This window comes from Caballeronia sp. LjRoot31 (genome assembly GCF_964253885.1).
GTDB lineage: Bacteria > Pseudomonadota > Gammaproteobacteria > Burkholderiales > Burkholderiaceae > Caballeronia.
Map to the genome: position 1 here is coordinate 1976306 of NZ_CAXURX020000002.1, position 15957 is coordinate 1992262.

At 60.4% G+C, this 15957-nt stretch carries 16 protein-coding genes; 8 read left to right on the forward strand and 8 right to left on the reverse strand.

Annotated features, from left to right (window positions below; genetic code table 11):
- Positions 1 to 6 precede the first annotated feature (6 nt).
- The 4 genes from ACSQ8V_RS27105 to ACSQ8V_RS27120 form a co-directional block, all read right to left on the reverse strand.
- Positions 7 to 1029, reverse strand: coding sequence for an ABC transporter substrate-binding protein (locus tag ACSQ8V_RS27105; protein WP_213764522.1), 1023 nt, complete (start codon positions 1027 to 1029; stop codon positions 7 to 9).
- 242 nt (positions 1030 to 1271) lie between these two features.
- Entirely contained in the window at positions 1272 to 2066 is a 795-nt protein-coding gene (locus tag ACSQ8V_RS27110; RefSeq protein ID WP_213764521.1) for a MetQ/NlpA family ABC transporter substrate-binding protein, read from the reverse strand.
- Between the two features lie 43 nt (positions 2067 to 2109).
- Positions 2110 to 2763 (reverse strand): methionine ABC transporter permease, encoded by a 654-nt coding sequence (locus ACSQ8V_RS27115; protein WP_436184678.1) that lies wholly within the window; start codon positions 2761 to 2763, stop codon positions 2110 to 2112.
- Entirely contained in the window at positions 2753 to 3787 is a 1035-nt protein-coding gene (locus tag ACSQ8V_RS27120) for a methionine ABC transporter ATP-binding protein (RefSeq protein WP_213764519.1), read from the reverse strand. The genes ACSQ8V_RS27115 and ACSQ8V_RS27120 overlap by 11 nt, the downstream gene beginning before the upstream one ends.
- A gap of 333 nt (positions 3788 to 4120) precedes the next feature.
- Here ACSQ8V_RS27120 and ACSQ8V_RS27125 point away from each other — a divergent pair, with 333 nt between their 5' ends.
- A complete protein-coding gene (locus ACSQ8V_RS27125) occupies positions 4121 to 4786 on the forward strand; it encodes an NAD(P)H-dependent oxidoreductase (RefSeq protein ID WP_213764518.1) in 666 nt (221 codons plus the stop codon).
- 1089 nt (positions 4787 to 5875) lie between these two features.
- Here the strand turns inward: ACSQ8V_RS27125 and ACSQ8V_RS27130 are convergent.
- The 3 genes from ACSQ8V_RS27130 to ACSQ8V_RS27140 all read right to left on the reverse strand — a co-directional run bounded on the left by ACSQ8V_RS27130 (position 5876) and on the right by ACSQ8V_RS27140 (position 8439).
- Complete coding sequence (locus ACSQ8V_RS27130; protein WP_436205429.1) at positions 5876 to 7009, reverse strand: IS701 family transposase; 1134 nt, start codon at positions 7007 to 7009, stop codon at positions 5876 to 5878.
- A gap of 78 nt (positions 7010 to 7087) precedes the next feature.
- Positions 7088 to 7898, reverse strand: a protein-coding gene (locus tag ACSQ8V_RS27135; RefSeq protein ID WP_436180705.1) for an IS5 family transposase whose coding sequence is annotated in 2 segments (ribosomal slippage) — positions 7088 to 7550 and positions 7549 to 7898 — 813 coding nt in all. Because the reading frame shifts where the segments join, the coding sequence is not laid out codon by codon here.
- Positions 7899 to 8223: 325 nt separating this feature from the next.
- Positions 8224 to 8439 carry a hypothetical protein gene (locus ACSQ8V_RS27140; protein ID WP_436207754.1) on the reverse strand — a complete coding sequence of 72 codons (216 nt, stop codon included), beginning with the start codon at positions 8437 to 8439 and terminating at the stop codon, positions 8224 to 8226.
- A gap of 369 nt (positions 8440 to 8808) precedes the next feature.
- On the opposite strand from ACSQ8V_RS27140, the gene ACSQ8V_RS27145 reads away from it, so the two are divergent.
- The 6 genes from ACSQ8V_RS27145 (at position 8809) to ACSQ8V_RS27170 (ending at position 13783) form a co-directional block, all read left to right on the forward strand.
- Positions 8809 to 9741 carry a TauD/TfdA dioxygenase family protein gene (locus ACSQ8V_RS27145; protein WP_436207755.1) on the forward strand — a complete coding sequence of 311 codons (933 nt, stop codon included), beginning with the start codon at positions 8809 to 8811 and terminating at the stop codon, positions 9739 to 9741.
- A gap of 72 nt (positions 9742 to 9813) precedes the next feature.
- On the forward strand, positions 9814 to 10881 hold the full coding sequence (locus ACSQ8V_RS27150) for an ABC transporter substrate-binding protein (RefSeq protein ID WP_436207756.1): 1068 nt from the start codon (positions 9814 to 9816) through the stop codon (positions 10879 to 10881).
- A 29-nt stretch (positions 10882 to 10910) separates the two neighbouring features.
- Positions 10911 to 11750: an ABC transporter permease gene (locus ACSQ8V_RS27155; RefSeq protein ID WP_213764514.1), complete on the forward strand. Its 840-nt coding sequence runs from the start codon at positions 10911 to 10913 to the stop codon at positions 11748 to 11750.
- 12 nt (positions 11751 to 11762) lie between these two features.
- On the forward strand, positions 11763 to 12578 hold the full coding sequence (locus ACSQ8V_RS27160; RefSeq protein ID WP_436207757.1) for an ABC transporter permease: 816 nt from the start codon (positions 11763 to 11765) through the stop codon (positions 12576 to 12578).
- A 39-nt stretch (positions 12579 to 12617) separates the two neighbouring features.
- Positions 12618 to 13403, forward strand: coding sequence for an ABC transporter ATP-binding protein (locus ACSQ8V_RS27165; RefSeq protein ID WP_436207758.1), 786 nt, complete (start codon positions 12618 to 12620; stop codon positions 13401 to 13403).
- A 164-nt stretch (positions 13404 to 13567) separates the two neighbouring features.
- Positions 13568 to 13783 carry a hypothetical protein gene (locus tag ACSQ8V_RS27170; protein ID WP_031357276.1) on the forward strand — a complete coding sequence of 72 codons (216 nt, stop codon included), beginning with the start codon at positions 13568 to 13570 and terminating at the stop codon, positions 13781 to 13783.
- 56 nt (positions 13784 to 13839) lie between these two features.
- Here ACSQ8V_RS27170 and ACSQ8V_RS27175 read toward each other — a convergent pair whose 3' ends face one another.
- The gene (locus ACSQ8V_RS27175) at positions 13840 to 14787 is read right to left on the reverse strand and encodes a TauD/TfdA dioxygenase family protein (RefSeq protein WP_436184682.1); all 948 of its coding nucleotides are present in this window, start codon (positions 14785 to 14787) and stop codon (positions 13840 to 13842) included.
- 276 nt (positions 14788 to 15063) lie between these two features.
- Here ACSQ8V_RS27175 and ACSQ8V_RS27180 point away from each other — a divergent pair, with 276 nt between their 5' ends.
- Positions 15064 to 15855, forward strand: a complete 792-nt coding sequence (locus tag ACSQ8V_RS27180; RefSeq protein WP_436184972.1) for an SDR family NAD(P)-dependent oxidoreductase — start codon at positions 15064 to 15066, stop codon at positions 15853 to 15855.
- Positions 15856 to 15957: the final 102 nt, after the last annotated feature.

The following is a 15957-nucleotide window of genomic DNA, read 5'->3' on the forward strand; positions in this document are numbered from 1 at the left end:
TCGACGTTACTTGGCGCCGAGCTGCACGCGATCCACGAACTCGTTCGTGTAGGTCCTCGACAGATCGATATGGCGCGGATCGATCGACGAGTTGGCGAGCGTGAGCACCTTCAGCACGGCCGCAGGCGTACCGTCCGGCATCCGCCCGTCCTTCGTAAACATCGGCAGGGAGGACTTCAGGGCGCTGATGTAAAGCGCCTTGCCCGGTCCCGGTCCATAAAAATCGCTTGGCACCTTGGCCGTTATCTCTTCGGCGCTATGGCTCGTAATGAACGCAAGCGAACGCACCATCGCGCGCACGAGCTTCTGCGCTTCATCGTGGTGCGAGTTGACCCAGCTTCGCTGAGCGTAGAAACACGGGCCGGCATACGGGCCACCCAATGCCGCCACCGTGCCCGCCGCACTGCGCATGTCGACCAGCACTTTCGCATCGCCGCTGGCCAGCAGCCGGCTCGCGACCGGCTCCTCGATCATGCCTGCGTCGATACCGCCCTGATTCAACGCCGAGATGAAACTGTCGTCGGAACCCACCGGCAATATCGAGTATTCCTTCGGCGACAACCCCGCGCGCGCGGCAAGATAATGAGTCAGGAAGTTGGTAGACGATCCCAGCCCCGTCACGCCCAGCGTCTTGCCTTTCGCGTCAGCCATGGTGTTGAAACCCGCCGCGGATTTCTTCGAGACCAACTCGACCAGCCCCGCGCTCTTGCTGAATACCATGAGCGCTTCAACGTCCTTGCCGCGGCTCTGCAGGTCGATGGTGTGATCGTAGAAACCGACCGCTCCCTGGATCGCGCCGGCGAGCAGTTCCGTCGCGGTATCGACGCCGGCCGGCTGGGACAGGATCTCGAATTCGAGTCCTTCATCCTTGAAATAACCAAGTTGCGACGCAAGGATCAAGGGCAGATAGACGATTTTGGAGGTGCCTCCCGCCATCAGCGTCAGCTTTTCTGCCTGCGCGGGCGGCGCGGCGCACATCAGCGCGGCCAGCGTGCAAGCGAGCGTGAAAAGGCGGGGCGAAAACTGCATCGAGAAACGTCTCCTTCTATCCCTGGCAAACCGGCATCTTGTTCTAATGTGCGCAAGTATAAGAAGGCAAAGCCTTCTGCCTGCTTTCTGCCAGGGTGGAAAAATATCGGCGTTTACCCTTGGCGGGTGGAATTGGCCGCGTTTTATGGGCCTTGTTTTAAACGACTACGCGCTCAAACCCGTAAGGGAGAGAGCGCGTTTTATATCCAGACTTTGTTACGGCGTCTTGCCTGAATCCGGGCTTACCAGGCGGCGATCACCGCGCCCGCGTACTTCGCTTCAATAAACTGCTTCACTTCGGGCGAGTGATAAGCGGCCACGAGTTTCGCCACCCACGGCTTGTCCTTGTCCACGGCGCGAATCGCGATGATGTTCGAGTACGGGCCGTTCGGATCTTCAATCGCGATCGCGTCCTGCTTCGGCTTCAATCCGGCTTCCATCGCGAAGTTCGTGTTGATCGCGGCGGCGTCCACATCCGCGAGCGAGCGCGGGATTTGCGCGGCGTCGAGTTCGACGATCTTCAGCTTTCTCGGGTTATCGATAATATCGAGCGGCGTTGCTTTCAGGCCTGCATCGGCGCGCAACTTCAGCAAGCCGTTCTTTTGCAGCAGCAACAGCGCCCGGCCACCGTTGGTCGGATCGTTCGGCACGGCAATGCGCGCGCCCACCGGCAACTCGGCCAGCGTCTTGAACTTCTTCGAATAGATGCCCATGGGGAACGTGACGGTATCGGCGATCTTGATCAGCTTGTAGCCGCGGTCCTTCACCTGCGCGTCGAGATACGGTGCGTGCTGATAGCTGTTCGCGTCGAGATCGCCCGAGGCCAGCGCCGCATTCGGCTGGACGTAATCGGCGAACTCGACAATCTTGATGTTCAGGCCGTTCTTCGCAGCTACCTGCTTCACGATTTCCATGACCTGCGCATGCGGACCACCGGTCACGCCCACCTTGATGGTTTCGTCGGCTTGCGCGACGTTGGCGAGCAAAACCGTTGCGCTGAAAACAGCGGCCAGCTTGAGAATGAATCGACGTTGCATGAACTACCCTATGAGCTTTATATGAAAAATTATTTGTGGCTGATTATTTGTGACTAAGACGACGCACGAGCCAGTCACCGAGCGACTGCACAAGCTGCACGAAGACGATCAGGATCACCACCACCGTCAGCATCACTTCCGGCAAGAACCGCTGATACCCGTAGCGAATGCCCAGGTCGCCCAGACCACCGCCGCCGATTGCACCGGCCATGGCCGAATACCCCACCAGTGACACGAACGTAATCGTCAAACCAGCCACCACCCCCGGCAAGGACTCCGGCAGCAACACCTTGAATACGATCTGGCTTGTGGTCGCGCCCATGGCCTGCGCCGCTTCAATCAAGCCGCGATCGACCTCGCGCAGGGCAGTTTCGACCAGCCGCGCGATGAACGGCGCGGCCGCGATAGTCAGCGGTACAACCGCGGCCATCGTCCCGATCGACGAGCCGACCACCAGCCGCGTGAACGGGATCACCGCGACGAGCAGAATGATAAACGGTGTCGAACGCACCGCGTTCACGACGCCGCCCATGACCCGGTTCACGGCGAGATTGCGCAGCACGCCGTCGCGGTCGGTGAGATACAGCAGCACGCCCAACGGCAGCCCCAGGGCCGCGCCGACCAGCCCGGAAATGCCCACCATCACGAGCGTTTCCCAGAACGACTGGACGAACATATCGAACATTTCACTCAACATGGGACATCTCCTCTACCACTACACCTTGTTCACGCAGATAAGCAATGGCCTCGGCCACGTTCGCCGGTTTCCCTGCCGCGAGCACCGCCAGCGAGCCGAACGCCTGGCCCTGGATCTCGTCGATCTGGCCGTGCAGGATGTTGAAATCAAGTTCGAAGCGGCGAATTGTTTCGGACAGGATCGGCTGGTCGACGCCGGAGCCGGTGAATGCGAGCCGCAGCAAATGGCCGCTGCCCGTTTTCAAACGCTCGGCCACACGCAGCTTCAACGCAGGCGGCAATTCATGCGCGATCACGTCACCAATCAACGCGCGCGTGACTTCGTGATGCGGCTGCATGAAGACATCGACTACATTGCCCTCCTCTACCACGCGGCCGGCGTCGAGCACCGCGACGCGATCGCAGACCTGCTTGATCACGTCCATCTGATGCGTGATCAGCACGATCGTCAGGCCGAGCTCCTTGTTGATCTTGCGTAGCAGATCAAGAATTGAGCGCGTGGTTTCAGGATCGAGCGCGGACGTGGCTTCGTCGGAGAGCAGCACTTTGGGCTTGCTGGCAAGCGCCCGGGCGATCCCCACGCGCTGCTTCTGGCCACCGCTGATCTGGGCCGGGTAACGATCTTTTTGCGTGGTCAGCCCGACGAGTTCCAGCAGCGGCAACACGGTCGCCTCGATCTCGCCGCGTTTCATGCCGACGAGTTCGAGCGGCAGTGCGACGTTGTCGAACACCGTGCGCGACGACAGCAAATTGAAGTGCTGGAAGATCATGCCGATGTCACGGCGCGCCGTGCGCAATTGCGCAGCGGGCAGCGTGGTGAGATCGCGGCCGTCCACGATCACGCTGCCTTCGCTTGGCCGGGTCAGCAGGTTGATGGTGCGCACCAGCGTACTTTTACCGGCGCCGCTGCGCCCGATAATGCCGAACACTTCGCCCGGCGGGATCGTCAAATTGACGTTATGCAGCGCTTCGATCCAGCCTCGTGGGCCCGCGAAGCGTTGCGAAAGATTGCGTATTTCGATCATGTAAACAAAAAAAGCGGCGGACTCCCTGTTGAGCGAGTTCGCTCGGGCAGCCGGCCGCCGTTCATCCCTGGTTCGTGAGAGGCGAAAGTTTAACGTAACCCGCGTCGCGGCTTAATAATCTATTGCGCAAGGCTAATTACTTATCCGTATGTACGTTGCGTGGCGGGGCCGTCAGGGGCGTTGATCGTCCTTGAAATACGCAAAGCTCATATCGATTCAAGCAAAGCTCGGTTCCATCGCGCAAAATCGCTCGATAGAATGGCTCGCCGAGATGGCGGGTTGATTCTGATTTGATCATCGCGCGATAAAGCTGCGGTGCTTTGCGTACGAACAATGCGCACGTGGCTCCACTGCAATCCTGGGAGTATTTCGTTGAAGAGCTTTGAATTTCGCCGGCCGCTTGTGGTTGGCATTGGCGGCACGACCCGCGCGGCTTCATCGACTGAACGCGCGCTTCGTCTCGCCCTGCTCGGCGCCGAAGCCGAAGGTGCACGCACGCGGCTGTTCGGCGGCACGTTCCTGCACTCGCTCCCGCACTATGCGCCCGAACATGGCGAACGCTCGGCAGAACAGCTCGAATTGATTGAGGCGGTGCGTGAAGCGGATGCGGTCATCATCGCGACGCCGGGTTATCACGGCGGCGTCTCGGGGCTGGTCAAGAACGCGCTGGACACGCTGGAGGAACTCAGTGACGACAAGCGTCCCTATCTCGACGGCCGTGCGGTGGGCTGCGTGGTGACGGCATATGGCTGGCAAGGCGCCGGCGCTGTGCTCACGTCGTTGCGCTCGATCGTGCATGCGTTGCGGGGCTGGCCGACGCCGTATGGTGCTGCGGTCAACTCGCTGGAAACGCGCTTCGAGACGATTGATTCCTGTTCGGACCCGAAGGTGGCGGAGCAGTTGGCGACGGTGGGGCGGCAGGCGGCTCAGTTTGCGCTGGCGTTCAACGCACGCGATGCGCTGGGTGAACTGGGTCTGCCATTGACCATATCCGATTGAAAGTTTCGCTCGCGCCGGTGGACGGGTTTTGGGGGGATTTGGGGGTGGGGGGTGGGGGTGGGGGGTGGGGGTGGGGGTTGGGCGTGGGGTTGCCAGGTTCTGGGGTTAGTGGTCGGGGTTGATGCCGGGTGGTTGTTCCTGGGTTTGTGGTCAGGGTCTATGCCGGGTTGGTCGGTTCTGGGGCTAGTGGTCGGGGTCAGTGCCGGGTTGCTGCTTTCGGCCGTGGTGGTCTGCGTGACTCGGATTTTCTCTTTATCACTATTAGCCACTGTGCGTGGCGGCACGTCATTTCTTTGTCCAAAGCGACAAAGAAACGAAGCAAAGAAAGCGCTTTTAAACCACGCTACCCTAAGTGTCCACAGCGTGCAGTTTCTATTCATAGGTGCCCCAAAAGCACGGTGCTCGCCAGAGCCACGGATGTGTGAAACCCTCCTTCTCCGAACACCGATACCCACACGCTTCGCCACCAGTGATTGAACCTGCCCAAGGGGCACCCCGCGCTATCCGCGGACGACCTCCCACCGAATTTGTATGCATAACGAACCACGTAGCCAACCTTCATAGAAACGAAGCCGCAATGGTGCGCAGGCCGTAGCTGGCGAAAAGAATCGTGCAGGCCGCGCAACAACCCGCCAAACGTGAAGCCGTAAATATGCGTTCGGCCGTGTAGCGCACCAAAAAGCAGCGCACGCTCGGCCAACGCACCAAGAAGCGCGGCAGCGAATGCGCGTGAGACAGTGCTCATTCGTGGGCGTTCGTGCTTGCCCGAGAGCGTACGGGGCGAAGCGTGTTCATGTCAGGATTCGCGAGAAGGAGGGGTTCACACATCCTCCGCTCTGGCGAGCACCGTGCTTTTGGGGCACCCATGAATCAAAACTGCACGCTGTGGACACTTAGTACTACAGCCGTAGATACTAACTGACAGGCGGGGTAAAACCACGGCGTCGGTAATGGGACTGTTGTGCGCGCCACTGGTGAGTACGTCGCCAAATTGACCATGCAATCACATGATTGATCGGATGGACGGCGCGCCATAACAGGCGGCATAACAGTCGACGAATTTCCTGCGGGCTGAGAGGCATCATGCCTTCAGGAGTTTTTTTTACCCTCGATCCGAAGGGTGACAAGTACTGCGTGCGCCAGAAGTGCCAGGGTGATATGGCGGTACCACCCGCGCCATAGACGCACCTCATACTGATCCAGGCCGCACTCCCCCTTGGTCGCCTCGAAGCCAGTTTCGATTTCCCATCTGCGTCCTGCGACATTCACCAGAATCTGCAGTGAAGCTTTACTGCATGGAGCGTAGACGACATAGTAGGCATGCTCGCGCTTTTCATCCAGACTGCGCCGTACCAGCAGGTAGTGTCCGAAGCTATATTCCTCGGCGGTGATCTGCAGCCTCCACAGTGGCGTCATTGCCCAATCGTACAGACGTTCGCCTTTGGCGCCCACGCCAGCCGATAGGCGCTCCCATGCCGTTGACGGCAACGCTTCGGCTATCTTGTCTGCGCGAACGTACTTCGGCCCTTGCCACCATAGCGGCTCATTCTTTGCGACTGCCAGCACGAAGGCCTGCCCGCGTGACTCCAGCCACAATCGCAGGTCACGGTCACCACCATAAACCTCATCACCTGTGACCCAGCCGCATGGCAGGCCGGCATCCAGCGCACGCTCAAGCATGCTGCGCGCGAGCTGTGGCTTCGTTGCAAACTCCAACGTCGGCGGGACGCCGGCTGCTTTGCAGCGAGCTGGGTCATCGGTCCATGCCCGCGGCACATACAGCTCGCGGTCGATGAATGCACTGCCGCCATGACCGGCATAGCAGAGGAATACGCCGACCTGGCAATTCTCGATTCGGCCCGCCGTGCCGCTGTATTGGCGTTGCACGCCGGCCGAGTGCTCACCTTTCTTGACGAAACCAGTTTCGTCCACGATCAGCACTGCATCACGCTCGCCGAGTCGTTCACCCACGTATTGGCGCAGTACATCGCGCGCGGCGTCGGCGTCCCACTGTGCCCGCTCGAGCAGGTGCTGCACGCCGTCCGGTGTTGCCTCGCCAATCCATTCGGCAAGTTGCCAGCCGTTCTTGCGCTCGACTGTGCCCAGCAGCCCCTTCATATACGCCAGTGAGCGCTGCCGGGGTTCAGGGCGTCTGAACAGGTGTTCGAGACGTTCATGCAATGCGTACAGTTCACGTTCCCACGATTTCGCAATTGCTCGCATCGGTTTATACTCACATAGTAGTACTAATGAATTATAGTAAAAAAATCTACGGCTGTAGTATTAGAGACTGTTGCAGAATTAAGTTTGCATATTTTTTAGCCGGGTCCAGCAAGTTAAAGCGCACGCGAGCGTGAGGAAGGCTTCGTGTATGTGCGCATATTTCTCGTAGCGCATCTTCAGGCGGCGATAGGAGTGCAGCCAAGCGATCGTACGCTCGACAGGCCAACGTGTTTTGCCTAGACCACTGCCATGGGGTGAGCGCAGTTTCGCGAGTTCAGGAGTGATGCCGCGTTTGCGAAAGCGTCGCCGATGTGGCTCAGAGCTATAGCCTCGGTCGCCCTGAACAATTTTGGGCTTACGCAAGGGCCGTCCTGGCTTGCCTCGAATTGGCGGAATGGCTTCGACCAGTGGGTCAAGCTGAGTGACGTCATGGCGGTTTGCGCCCGTCAGGATGACGCCGAGCGGGATGCCTTGCGCATCGACGATGATATGGTGTTTGCTGCCGAGTTTGCGCCGGTCCGTGGGGTTTGGGCCTGTTTTTTCCCGCGTACAACGCGCGAATGGAGGAGCTGTCGACCAGTACTCTGGCCATATCGAGTTGGCCCCGACGGCGCAGTTCCGCCAGCATCGTTTCGTGCATGCGTTGCCATACGCCCGCTTTATGCCACTGGTCCAGGCGCCTCCAGCAAGTGGAGCCCGACCCGCAGCCCATTTCCTGCGGCAGCAAATTCCACGCGAGGCCTGCGCGCAGCACGAACACGATGCCTGTGAGCACGGCGCGATCAGGTATTGGCTTGCGTCCTGCATACCGGCGATTGCGCGGCGCAGCTTTGGGCAGCAACGGTTCGATGAGTGCCCATAATTGGTCGTCTATAAGTTCCTTAGCCATGGCTTCCTGTCAGGGAAAACAAGACAGAAGTTAACACCAGAGCCAAAAAGTTAACAGCCCCTTTTTGTAATTTCGCAACAGTCTCTTAGGGTAGCGTGGTTAAAAAGCGTTTTCTTTGCTTCGTTTCTTTGTCGCTTTGGACAAAGAAATGACGTGCCGCCACGCACAGTGGCTAATAGTGATAAAGAGAAAATCCGACTCTCGCAGACCACTAACACTGAAAGCACCAACCCGGCATAGACCCCGACCACAAACCCAGAAACAACCACCCGGCATCAACCCCCACCCCCAACTCCGTCCACCGGCGCGAGCGAAAAACCCTTGGCTAATCCCTGAACGGTAACTCCGGCGTGAAAACAAACGGATCGAGCGCGTAACCCGTGTGGAAATAGCCGCTGCATGCACACGTTGCGATGCGTTCAAGGTCGTACGGCTCGCGTGCCGCCCCGCGCGACTGATCAACGGCCACCGTACGCCGCTCGCGCCAGTGCCGCAGCACTTCACTCCCCCAGTTTCTAAAAATAGCTCTCGGTTCAGACATCGCAGTTCTCCTTGAAAGCGTTCCGGTACGGGCTACCGCTAAGTACAAGGTAGGTCAAACTTAAACGTACAGGAACCATCTTTTATTCATTTGGATATCTGACGATGAATAGAAAACCTATCGATCCGGAATCGATCCCTATTAAGCCAGCGTCACGGAGTGTCATTAAGGGTCCCTCATAAACGACCCATGTCCGGTGTGTAAAGCAAAGTCCAATCGCTTCGTTGCCGCGCCCGCGCACGGATGCTTCAATTTATTGCCGCTGCATTTTTCCGCCTGCCCCAGCGCGCAAGCATCCCGATACACAACGATCGACAACGATCAACAACGACACCCGACAATATCCAACGATTCCCCAAGGAGCACCCGATGACCCTCATCGCCACGCCTGCCGTTGCCGCCGAATCCTCAACCGCGCTGGACCTCGACGTCCATGCAGTAGGCGGCCGGATCGGCGCCGAAATCCGCGGCGTACGCCTCGGGCCGGATCTGGCCGACTCGACCATCGCGGCCATCAACGCCACGCTGCTGCGGCATAAGGTGATCTTCTTTCGCGGTCAGTCGCATCTGGACGACGCCGCGCAGGAAGCGTTCGCCAGCCGCTTCGGCGAAACCGTCGCTCATCCAACGGTGCCATCGGTTGCCGGCAGCAATCGTCTGCTCGAACTCGACTCGAAGGACGGCACGCGCGCCAATTCCTGGCATACGGACGTGACCTTCGTGGAAGCCTATCCAAAGATCTCGATCCTGCGAGGCGTGGTAATCCCGCCCGCTGGCGGCGATACGGTCTGGGCCAACACTGCCGAGGCCTACGCCCGTCTGCCGGACCCGCTGCGCGCCTTGGCGGACTCTCTGTGGGCCATTCATACGAATACCTACGACTACGCGGCGAACCGCAGCGCACCCGCCACCGACGCCGAGCGCGCGTATCGCGAACAGTTCACCTCGACGGTCTATGAAACCGAACATCCGGTCGTGCGCGTGCATCCGGAAACAGGCGAACGCAGCCTCGTGCTGGGGCATTTCGTGCAGCGCTTCGTCGGCTTGTCACAACGCGATTCGGATCGCCTGAAAGAGCTCTTTCACGATCACGTCACGCGCCTCGAAAACACGGTGCGCTGGCGCTGGACCCAAGGCGACGTGGCGATCTGGGACAACCGGGCAACGCAGCACTACGCGGTAGCGGATTACGACGAGAGCGCACGCCGCGTGGTCCGGCGCGCGACGGTGCATGGTGATGTGCCCGCGGGTATCGACGGCCGGCGCAGCCGCGCGTTGCGCGGTACGCCTGCACCAAACTGATCCCGCCCCCGGCAGCGTTGCAGGCCGCGCTGCCTTTCGCTTCCCCTTCATTGTGTCTTCCTTACGAATTCAATGACCCTACGATCCCTTCTGCATTCCCTCATTGTCACGCTGGGCATGGTTGCCGCCACGAGCGTCCTGGCTGCCGCCCCGGCTGTCGTCCGGATCGGCGTGGCGACGCAAGGTTATGGCGATCCGCCCGTGTTCGGCGGCTCGCCGGCCGCGACCGCCCAGTTGCAGCACCGCGTGGAAGACGCGCTCAAACCCGACGGCGTCAAGGTGGAATGGCTGTTCTTCAAAGGCGCCGGACCCGCGGTCAACGAGGCGTTGGCGAATCGTCAGATCGACTTCGCCTACCAGGGCGACCTGCCCGCCGTGCTCGGCCGCGCGAATGGCCTCAAGACAAAATTGCTGCTGGAATCCGGCGTGCGTACGGGCGTCTACCTGGCCGTGCCGCCCGACTCCGACATCAAAAGCGTCAAGGACCTAAAGGGCAAGCGAGTCGCGATCTTTCGCGGCACCAACCTGCAACTTGTAGTCGATAACGTCCTGAAGGCGAACGGTCTCTCCGAGCGCGACCTGCGCGTGATCAATCTCGACGACGCCGCGTCGCAAGCCGCGCTTGCATCGAAGGGCGTGGACGCCGTGTTTCTCGACTTCAAGCTCTTCAAGCTCCAGCGGCAGGGTCTCGCGAAGATCATCTACGCATCGCGTGACGGTGGCTTGCAGTACACGCGACAAGCGCATCTGCTGGTCCTCGACGACTTCGACCATGACCACGCCGACATCGTGCAAAAGGTAGTGACGTCCGTCGTGCAAGCGTCGCAGTGGTCCTCGGACGAAGCCAATCGCAGCGCGCTTTTCACGCTGTGGGCGAAGAGCGGTGTGCCAGTGGAATCGTGGCAATCGGAGTACGCGAACCAGACACTCAAGGAGCGCACCTCGCCGTTGATCGATCCGTTTATCGTGGCGCGCTATCAGGCCGTTGCCGACGACGCGCTGCGTCTTAACCTGATCCGTCAGCCCGTGAGCGTGAACGGCTGGTTCGAACCGAAGTATCTCGATCAGGCCTTGAAAACGCTAAAGCTCGAGAACTACTGGCCCCGTTTCGATCCGTCCGGCAAGCCGCTGGCATCGTGAACGTCTGAACTTTTCTGGAGAAGCCGGTCATGGCGAACAGCATTGCTCGCACTGTGTCTCCCAACCGCCGCCAGGCTTCGCTCGACAACGCGCACGGTCACGCGGCGAGCGTGGCGCGCTCGCTGGGCTGGATCGCGTTGCCCTGGCTCGTGCCCGTGGCTTGCGCCGTGTTGTGGGTGCTCGGGTCCCACTACGGCTGGATCTCGCCGCAAATCCTGCCGTCGCCCACCCTCGTCTTCGATACCCTCGGCGGCCTCGCCAGCACCGGCGAACTGTGGATGCATATCGGCGCGAGTCTGTCGCGGATCGCGGTCGGATTCACCGGCGGCGTCGTGCTCGGCTTGCTGCTTGGCGCATGGCTGGGACTGTCGCGCACAGCCGAGGCTTACATTCTGCCCAGCTTCAATGCCGTCGTGCAGGTGCCGGTACTGGGATGGCTGCCGTTTCTCATGATCGTGGTGGGTATCGGCGAGCCGTTGAAGTATTTGCTGATCGGGCATGCCGCGCTCGTGCCAGTCACCTTGAGCACGCTGCAGGGATTCCGCCGGACACCCCCCGCGTATCTCGATGTTGCGCGCGTGTTCCGTTATTCACGCCGCCAGACGATCTTCAGCGTGATCCTGCCTTCGGCCGTGCCGGTCATCGGCACCGGTATTCGCCTCGCGTTCACCAAGGCATGGCTCACGCTGGTCGTGGTTGAACTGGTGGCATCGTCGGAAGGGCTGGGTTATCTGATCGTGTACGGACGGCAGTTGTTCCAGCTCGATCTGGTGCTTGCATCGGTGCTCATCGTGGGTGCGATCGGGTATGCGGCGGATCGCCTGCTTACGGTTCTGGAACACAAGCTGTCGCCCGCGCGGCCGGCCTGAAGGAGTATCGAAATGGCCACGTCGTCTCTTGAACTCGAAACCGGCTCCGCGGCTATCGCAGCGTCGGGCGAACCGGGCAAAACGGGACGCTGGCGCGGCTGGGTCATTCCGGCTGTCGCCCTGTTCTCCTGGTGGTTTGTCTCGCGTCATGTGGTCGCCGGGCACGGCATGATGACTTCGCCTGCGCAGGTGTTGCATACCGCTATCGATCAGGCGCGAAGCGGTGCGCTGTGGCGGGCGCTCTCGGCATCGCTTGCACGCGAACTCACCGGCTTCACGCTCGGCGCAAGTCTTGGGCTCGTGCTGGGTGCGTTGCTCGGTGTCTCGCCCTTCGCGAACCGGCTGATCGGACCTAGCTTCAATGCGTTCAAGCAGGTCTCCCTGTTTGCCTGGATACCGCTGATTTCCGTATGGTTCGGTCTCGGCGATGTCGCGAAAGTCGTGTTCCTTTCGCTCGCCGCGCTGGTGCCCGTGGTCGCGCATACGAGCGACGGCATCCGCGCGGTCTCCCCTGCGCTGCTCGATGTCGCCCGCGTGTTCCGCTACAGCAAGTTGCAGACCGTCAGACACGTCGTGCTTCCCGCTGCGTTGCCGTCCATCTTCACCGGCATCTATCTCGCGCTCATCTATTCGTGGCTTGCAACGCTCGGTGCGGAGTATCTGCTGGTCGCCGGCAGCGGCATCGGCAACACGCTGGTCGACGGCAGCGAACAGTTCCGCATGGATCTCGTGGTGTTCGGCGTGATCGTGATCGGCATCACCGGGTGGGCGTTGAATGCGTTAGCCCGTGCCATCCAGCAACGCTGGTTTCGCGATCCGGCCATGTGATTGCGCATTTTTAATATTTCATAAAGAGTCCATATCATCATGGCGACTGTCCCCAACACCCGAACAAGCGATCTGAACCTGCATCACGTCTCCAAGCGTTTTGCCGGCGACGACCACGCCGTGCCTGTGCTCGATCGCATCGACCTGTCGGTGAAGAGCGGTGAGTTCGTGGCTATCGTGGGGGCCAGCGGTTGCGGCAAATCCACCCTGCTGCGTCTGATTGCAGGACTCGACGACCAGTTCGATGGCGATATCGAATTCAGCGGCGAGCGCGTTCGCACCACCGATCTTGCGCGCGGTATCGTGTTCCAGGATCACAGGCTGTTTCCGTGGCTCAACGTCGAGCAGAACATTGCGGTTGCGCTGAAGAATTCAGGGCGTAGCAAGGAAGAGAAACGCCGTGCGGTCGCCGAGCATATCGCGCTGGTCGGCCTGAAGGGCAATGAAGGGCATCATCCGCATCAGCTTTCGGGCGGCATGGCTCAGCGCGTGGCAATCGCCCGGGGGCTCGTCAACCGGCCGAAGCTCCTGCTGCTCGACGAGCCGTTCGGCGCGCTCGATGCGCTCACGCGCAGCCGCCTGCAGAACGAGTTGCGACGCATCTGGGAACACGAGCGGATCACCATGATCCTGGTCACCCACGACGTTGACGAAGCCGTGTTCCTTGCCGACCGCGTGGTCGTCATGCAGGCGCGGCCGGGGCGTATTGGCAAGATCGTGAAGGTCGATCTGGAACGGCCGCGCAATCGCAGCGATGCCGCGTTCGTGCGCTTGCGCGATGAAATACTGGCGGACTTCAGCGTGCCGCAGGACGTGGCCGCCTGATCAGGCGCGTTCTCTCATGCACATGCTTCGCAACTTTTTCTTCTTTCCAATCCCTGGCTGCAACGGGTTTGCTTTTGCCAAATGCTTGTTTCCATTGTCTTGCGAGGCTCGTTAATGTGGGGCACATGCATTCCACTGCATTGTGTACCGGAGGAAAAACAAGCATGCATTACAAGGGTTATGAAGTCGCTCCCGCGGCACAAGCGCTGCCCAGCGGATTGTTCGCCGCCAATCTCGTGATTCAGGACGAAGCGTCGCTGCAAAAGCGCGCTTATGTATTCGACGCGCTCGACTACTTCTTCGAATCCGATCTCGCCATTGCTTACGCTGCGCGCTGGGCTCGCATGTGGATCGACAACCGGCGGCTGCCGCGCGCCTGACGTTGGTTTCCATCCATCCCCCCGAATTCACGGAGGGGGGAGTTCCGTAACCGATTTCAGTTCAATGCCACGGCTGCTGCCGCATTGACCGGCGACCCTTCCAGGGCGACCGAAGCACGACCGTCCGGTCCCACCGGCACGTCGCCCACCAGCGTTGTCCGATACAGTTGCCGGTCGAACTCCAGGTCGAAGATATCCGATGGCGCGAGGTGCGCCGTCGACCGGTTGTCCCAGAACGCTATGCTGCCGGGTTCCCATTTGAACCGTACCGTGAACTCCGGACGCGTCACGTGCTCCCACAGCAGTTCGAGAATCGCCTGACTCTCACGCGGCGTCACACCAACAATGTGCTTCAGGAAACTTGGGCTGACATACAGCGCCCGCTCGCCGGTTTCAGGATGCACGCGCACCAACGGATGTTCAGTGACCAGTGCGCGTTGCTGCACGGCTTGCTCAAATGCGCTGGTGGCACTGGCCCCGGCGGGCGCCGTAAATTTATGCACGCCGCGCAAGCCATCGACAAAATCACGCAGCGGCGCCGAGAGTTTTTCGTACGCGGCAACAAGGCTTGTCCATTGCGTGTCGCCGCCATAGGGCGGAATGGTGACACCCCGCAGGATCGATGCGAACGGCGGATTGACGGCAGCCGTTACGTCGGTATGCCAGCCGGTCCACGGACGCAACAACGCCTGTCCTTCGAAACGCGTTGCCTTGCGATACTTGGAAATGGAATAGATCTCGGGGTGCCCGTCAACGTGCCCAAACACGGGATGCCCCAGCGTAAGCTCGCCGAACTGCGCGGAGAACGCCACGTGCTGCGCGTGCGTGAGGAACTGCTCGCGAAAGAAGATCACGCGCCACTTCAACAACGCCGCGCGAATCTGCGCAACCTGATGGGTGTCGAGTGGCTGCGATAGATCGACGCCGCTGATTTGCGCCCCTATGAATGCCGACAGCGGCGTGACCTGGACCGACTCCGTAGTACTTGCGACGGCTGCGTTCATTATGTGTCTCCTGAAAGGGGATCGCCAGCTTGAGGGTGGGGATATTCGGGTCTTACGATTGAAGCTCAGGCATGCGCGGCGGCATGACAAAGGACCCCGACGTTTCGATATGCACCTTACGACCGCCTCGCAGTGGCCTCAACCAATCGATCCGCATATACAAACCACGCCGAACGCAAAAGATGGCCGAAGACTAGAATCAATCTCGCCATGTCGAATAACGTTATCGTGTTTTCTTCCTTTCCAATCGCCACGAGCCGGTCTAACTTCACCGCCATGAACTCAACCATCCAGTCACCTTCCAGTCTTCCGCATGAACAACCGCCGGTCGCGTGGATCGCCGGGGTCGGCGCCAGTGCGGGACTGGGCGCAGCAGTCGCCCGGCGCTTCTCGGAGGGCGGCTTCACGGTCGCCCTCACGGGACGCACGGCCGAACGTGTGGAGAGCATCGCCGCAGAGATTCGCGCCTCAGGCGGCGTGGCCCACGCATTGCCTGGCGATATTTCGGATGAAGCAACCGTTGCCGAGCTTGCCGAGCGCGTGCGTGAACTTGGTCCGCTAACGGCGGCCGTATTCAACGCAGGCGGTGCAAGCCGTGCGCCCACGCTTGAACTGAGCGCAGCGGACTTCGAGCAAGCGTGGCGTACCGGCGTGCTCGGCGGTTTCCTGTTTGCGCAGGCAGCGCTGCGCCGGATCTTGAACAATGGACTGAATGGCGGCAGTTCAACGGGGCGCGGCACGCTGCTGTTCACGGGCGCTACGGCCGCGTTGCGCGGCAAACCACCCTTCGCGGCGTTTGCTGCTTCGAAGGCGGCGTTGCGCTCTCTCAGCCAGACCCTCGCGCGCGAGTTCGGCGCCCAGGACGTGCATGTCGCGCATATCGTGATTGATGGGGGTATTGACGGCGAGCGTCTGCGGCAATCCGCGCCGCAGCGCGTGCAGCAGGCCGGTGACGATGGCTTGCTACATGCAAGCGCCATAGCAGAGAGCTATTGGCAGTTGCACCACCAGCATAGAAGCGCATGGACGCAGGAACTTGATCTGCGTCCGTTCAAGGAAACGTTCTGAACAACGAGCCGCGCGTTGAAACGTTGCGCGCCGTTCGCTTTGATTTCGCTGTCATGCGTTGCTTGTGGGCGCGCATGCGGTCATTTACTTCCTCTATTTATC

Coding starts and splice junctions, on each gene's coding strand:
- ACSQ8V_RS27105 (WP_213764522.1), bottom strand. CDS start 1,029: ATGCAGTTTTCGCCCCGCCTTTTCACGCTCGCTTGCACGCTGGCCGCG.
- ACSQ8V_RS27110 (WP_213764521.1), bottom strand. CDS start 2,066: ATGCAACGTCGATTCATTCTCAAGCTGGCCGCTGTTTTCAGCGCAACG.
- ACSQ8V_RS27115 (WP_436184678.1), bottom strand. CDS start 2,763: ATGTTGAGTGAAATGTTCGATATGTTCGTCCAGTCGTTCTGGGAAACG.
- ACSQ8V_RS27120 (WP_213764519.1), bottom strand. CDS start 3,787: ATGATCGAAATACGCAATCTTTCGCAACGCTTCGCGGGCCCACGAGGC.
- ACSQ8V_RS27125 (WP_213764518.1), top strand. CDS start 4,121: ATGCGCACGTGGCTCCACTGCAATCCTGGGAGTATTTCGTTGAAGAGC.
- ACSQ8V_RS27130 (WP_436205429.1), bottom strand. CDS start 7,009: ATGCGAGCAATTGCGAAATCGTGGGAACGTGAACTGTACGCATTGCAT.
- ACSQ8V_RS27140 (WP_436207754.1), bottom strand. CDS start 8,439: ATGTCTGAACCGAGAGCTATTTTTAGAAACTGGGGGAGTGAAGTGCTG.
- ACSQ8V_RS27145 (WP_436207755.1), top strand. CDS start 8,809: ATGACCCTCATCGCCACGCCTGCCGTTGCCGCCGAATCCTCAACCGCG.
- ACSQ8V_RS27150 (WP_436207756.1), top strand. CDS start 9,814: ATGACCCTACGATCCCTTCTGCATTCCCTCATTGTCACGCTGGGCATG.
- ACSQ8V_RS27155 (WP_213764514.1), top strand. CDS start 10,911: ATGGCGAACAGCATTGCTCGCACTGTGTCTCCCAACCGCCGCCAGGCT.
- ACSQ8V_RS27160 (WP_436207757.1), top strand. CDS start 11,763: ATGGCCACGTCGTCTCTTGAACTCGAAACCGGCTCCGCGGCTATCGCA.
- ACSQ8V_RS27165 (WP_436207758.1), top strand. CDS start 12,618: ATGGCGACTGTCCCCAACACCCGAACAAGCGATCTGAACCTGCATCAC.
- ACSQ8V_RS27170 (WP_031357276.1), top strand. CDS start 13,568: ATGCATTACAAGGGTTATGAAGTCGCTCCCGCGGCACAAGCGCTGCCC.
- ACSQ8V_RS27175 (WP_436184682.1), bottom strand. CDS start 14,787: ATGAACGCAGCCGTCGCAAGTACTACGGAGTCGGTCCAGGTCACGCCG.
- ACSQ8V_RS27180 (WP_436184972.1), top strand. CDS start 15,064: ATGAACTCAACCATCCAGTCACCTTCCAGTCTTCCGCATGAACAACCG.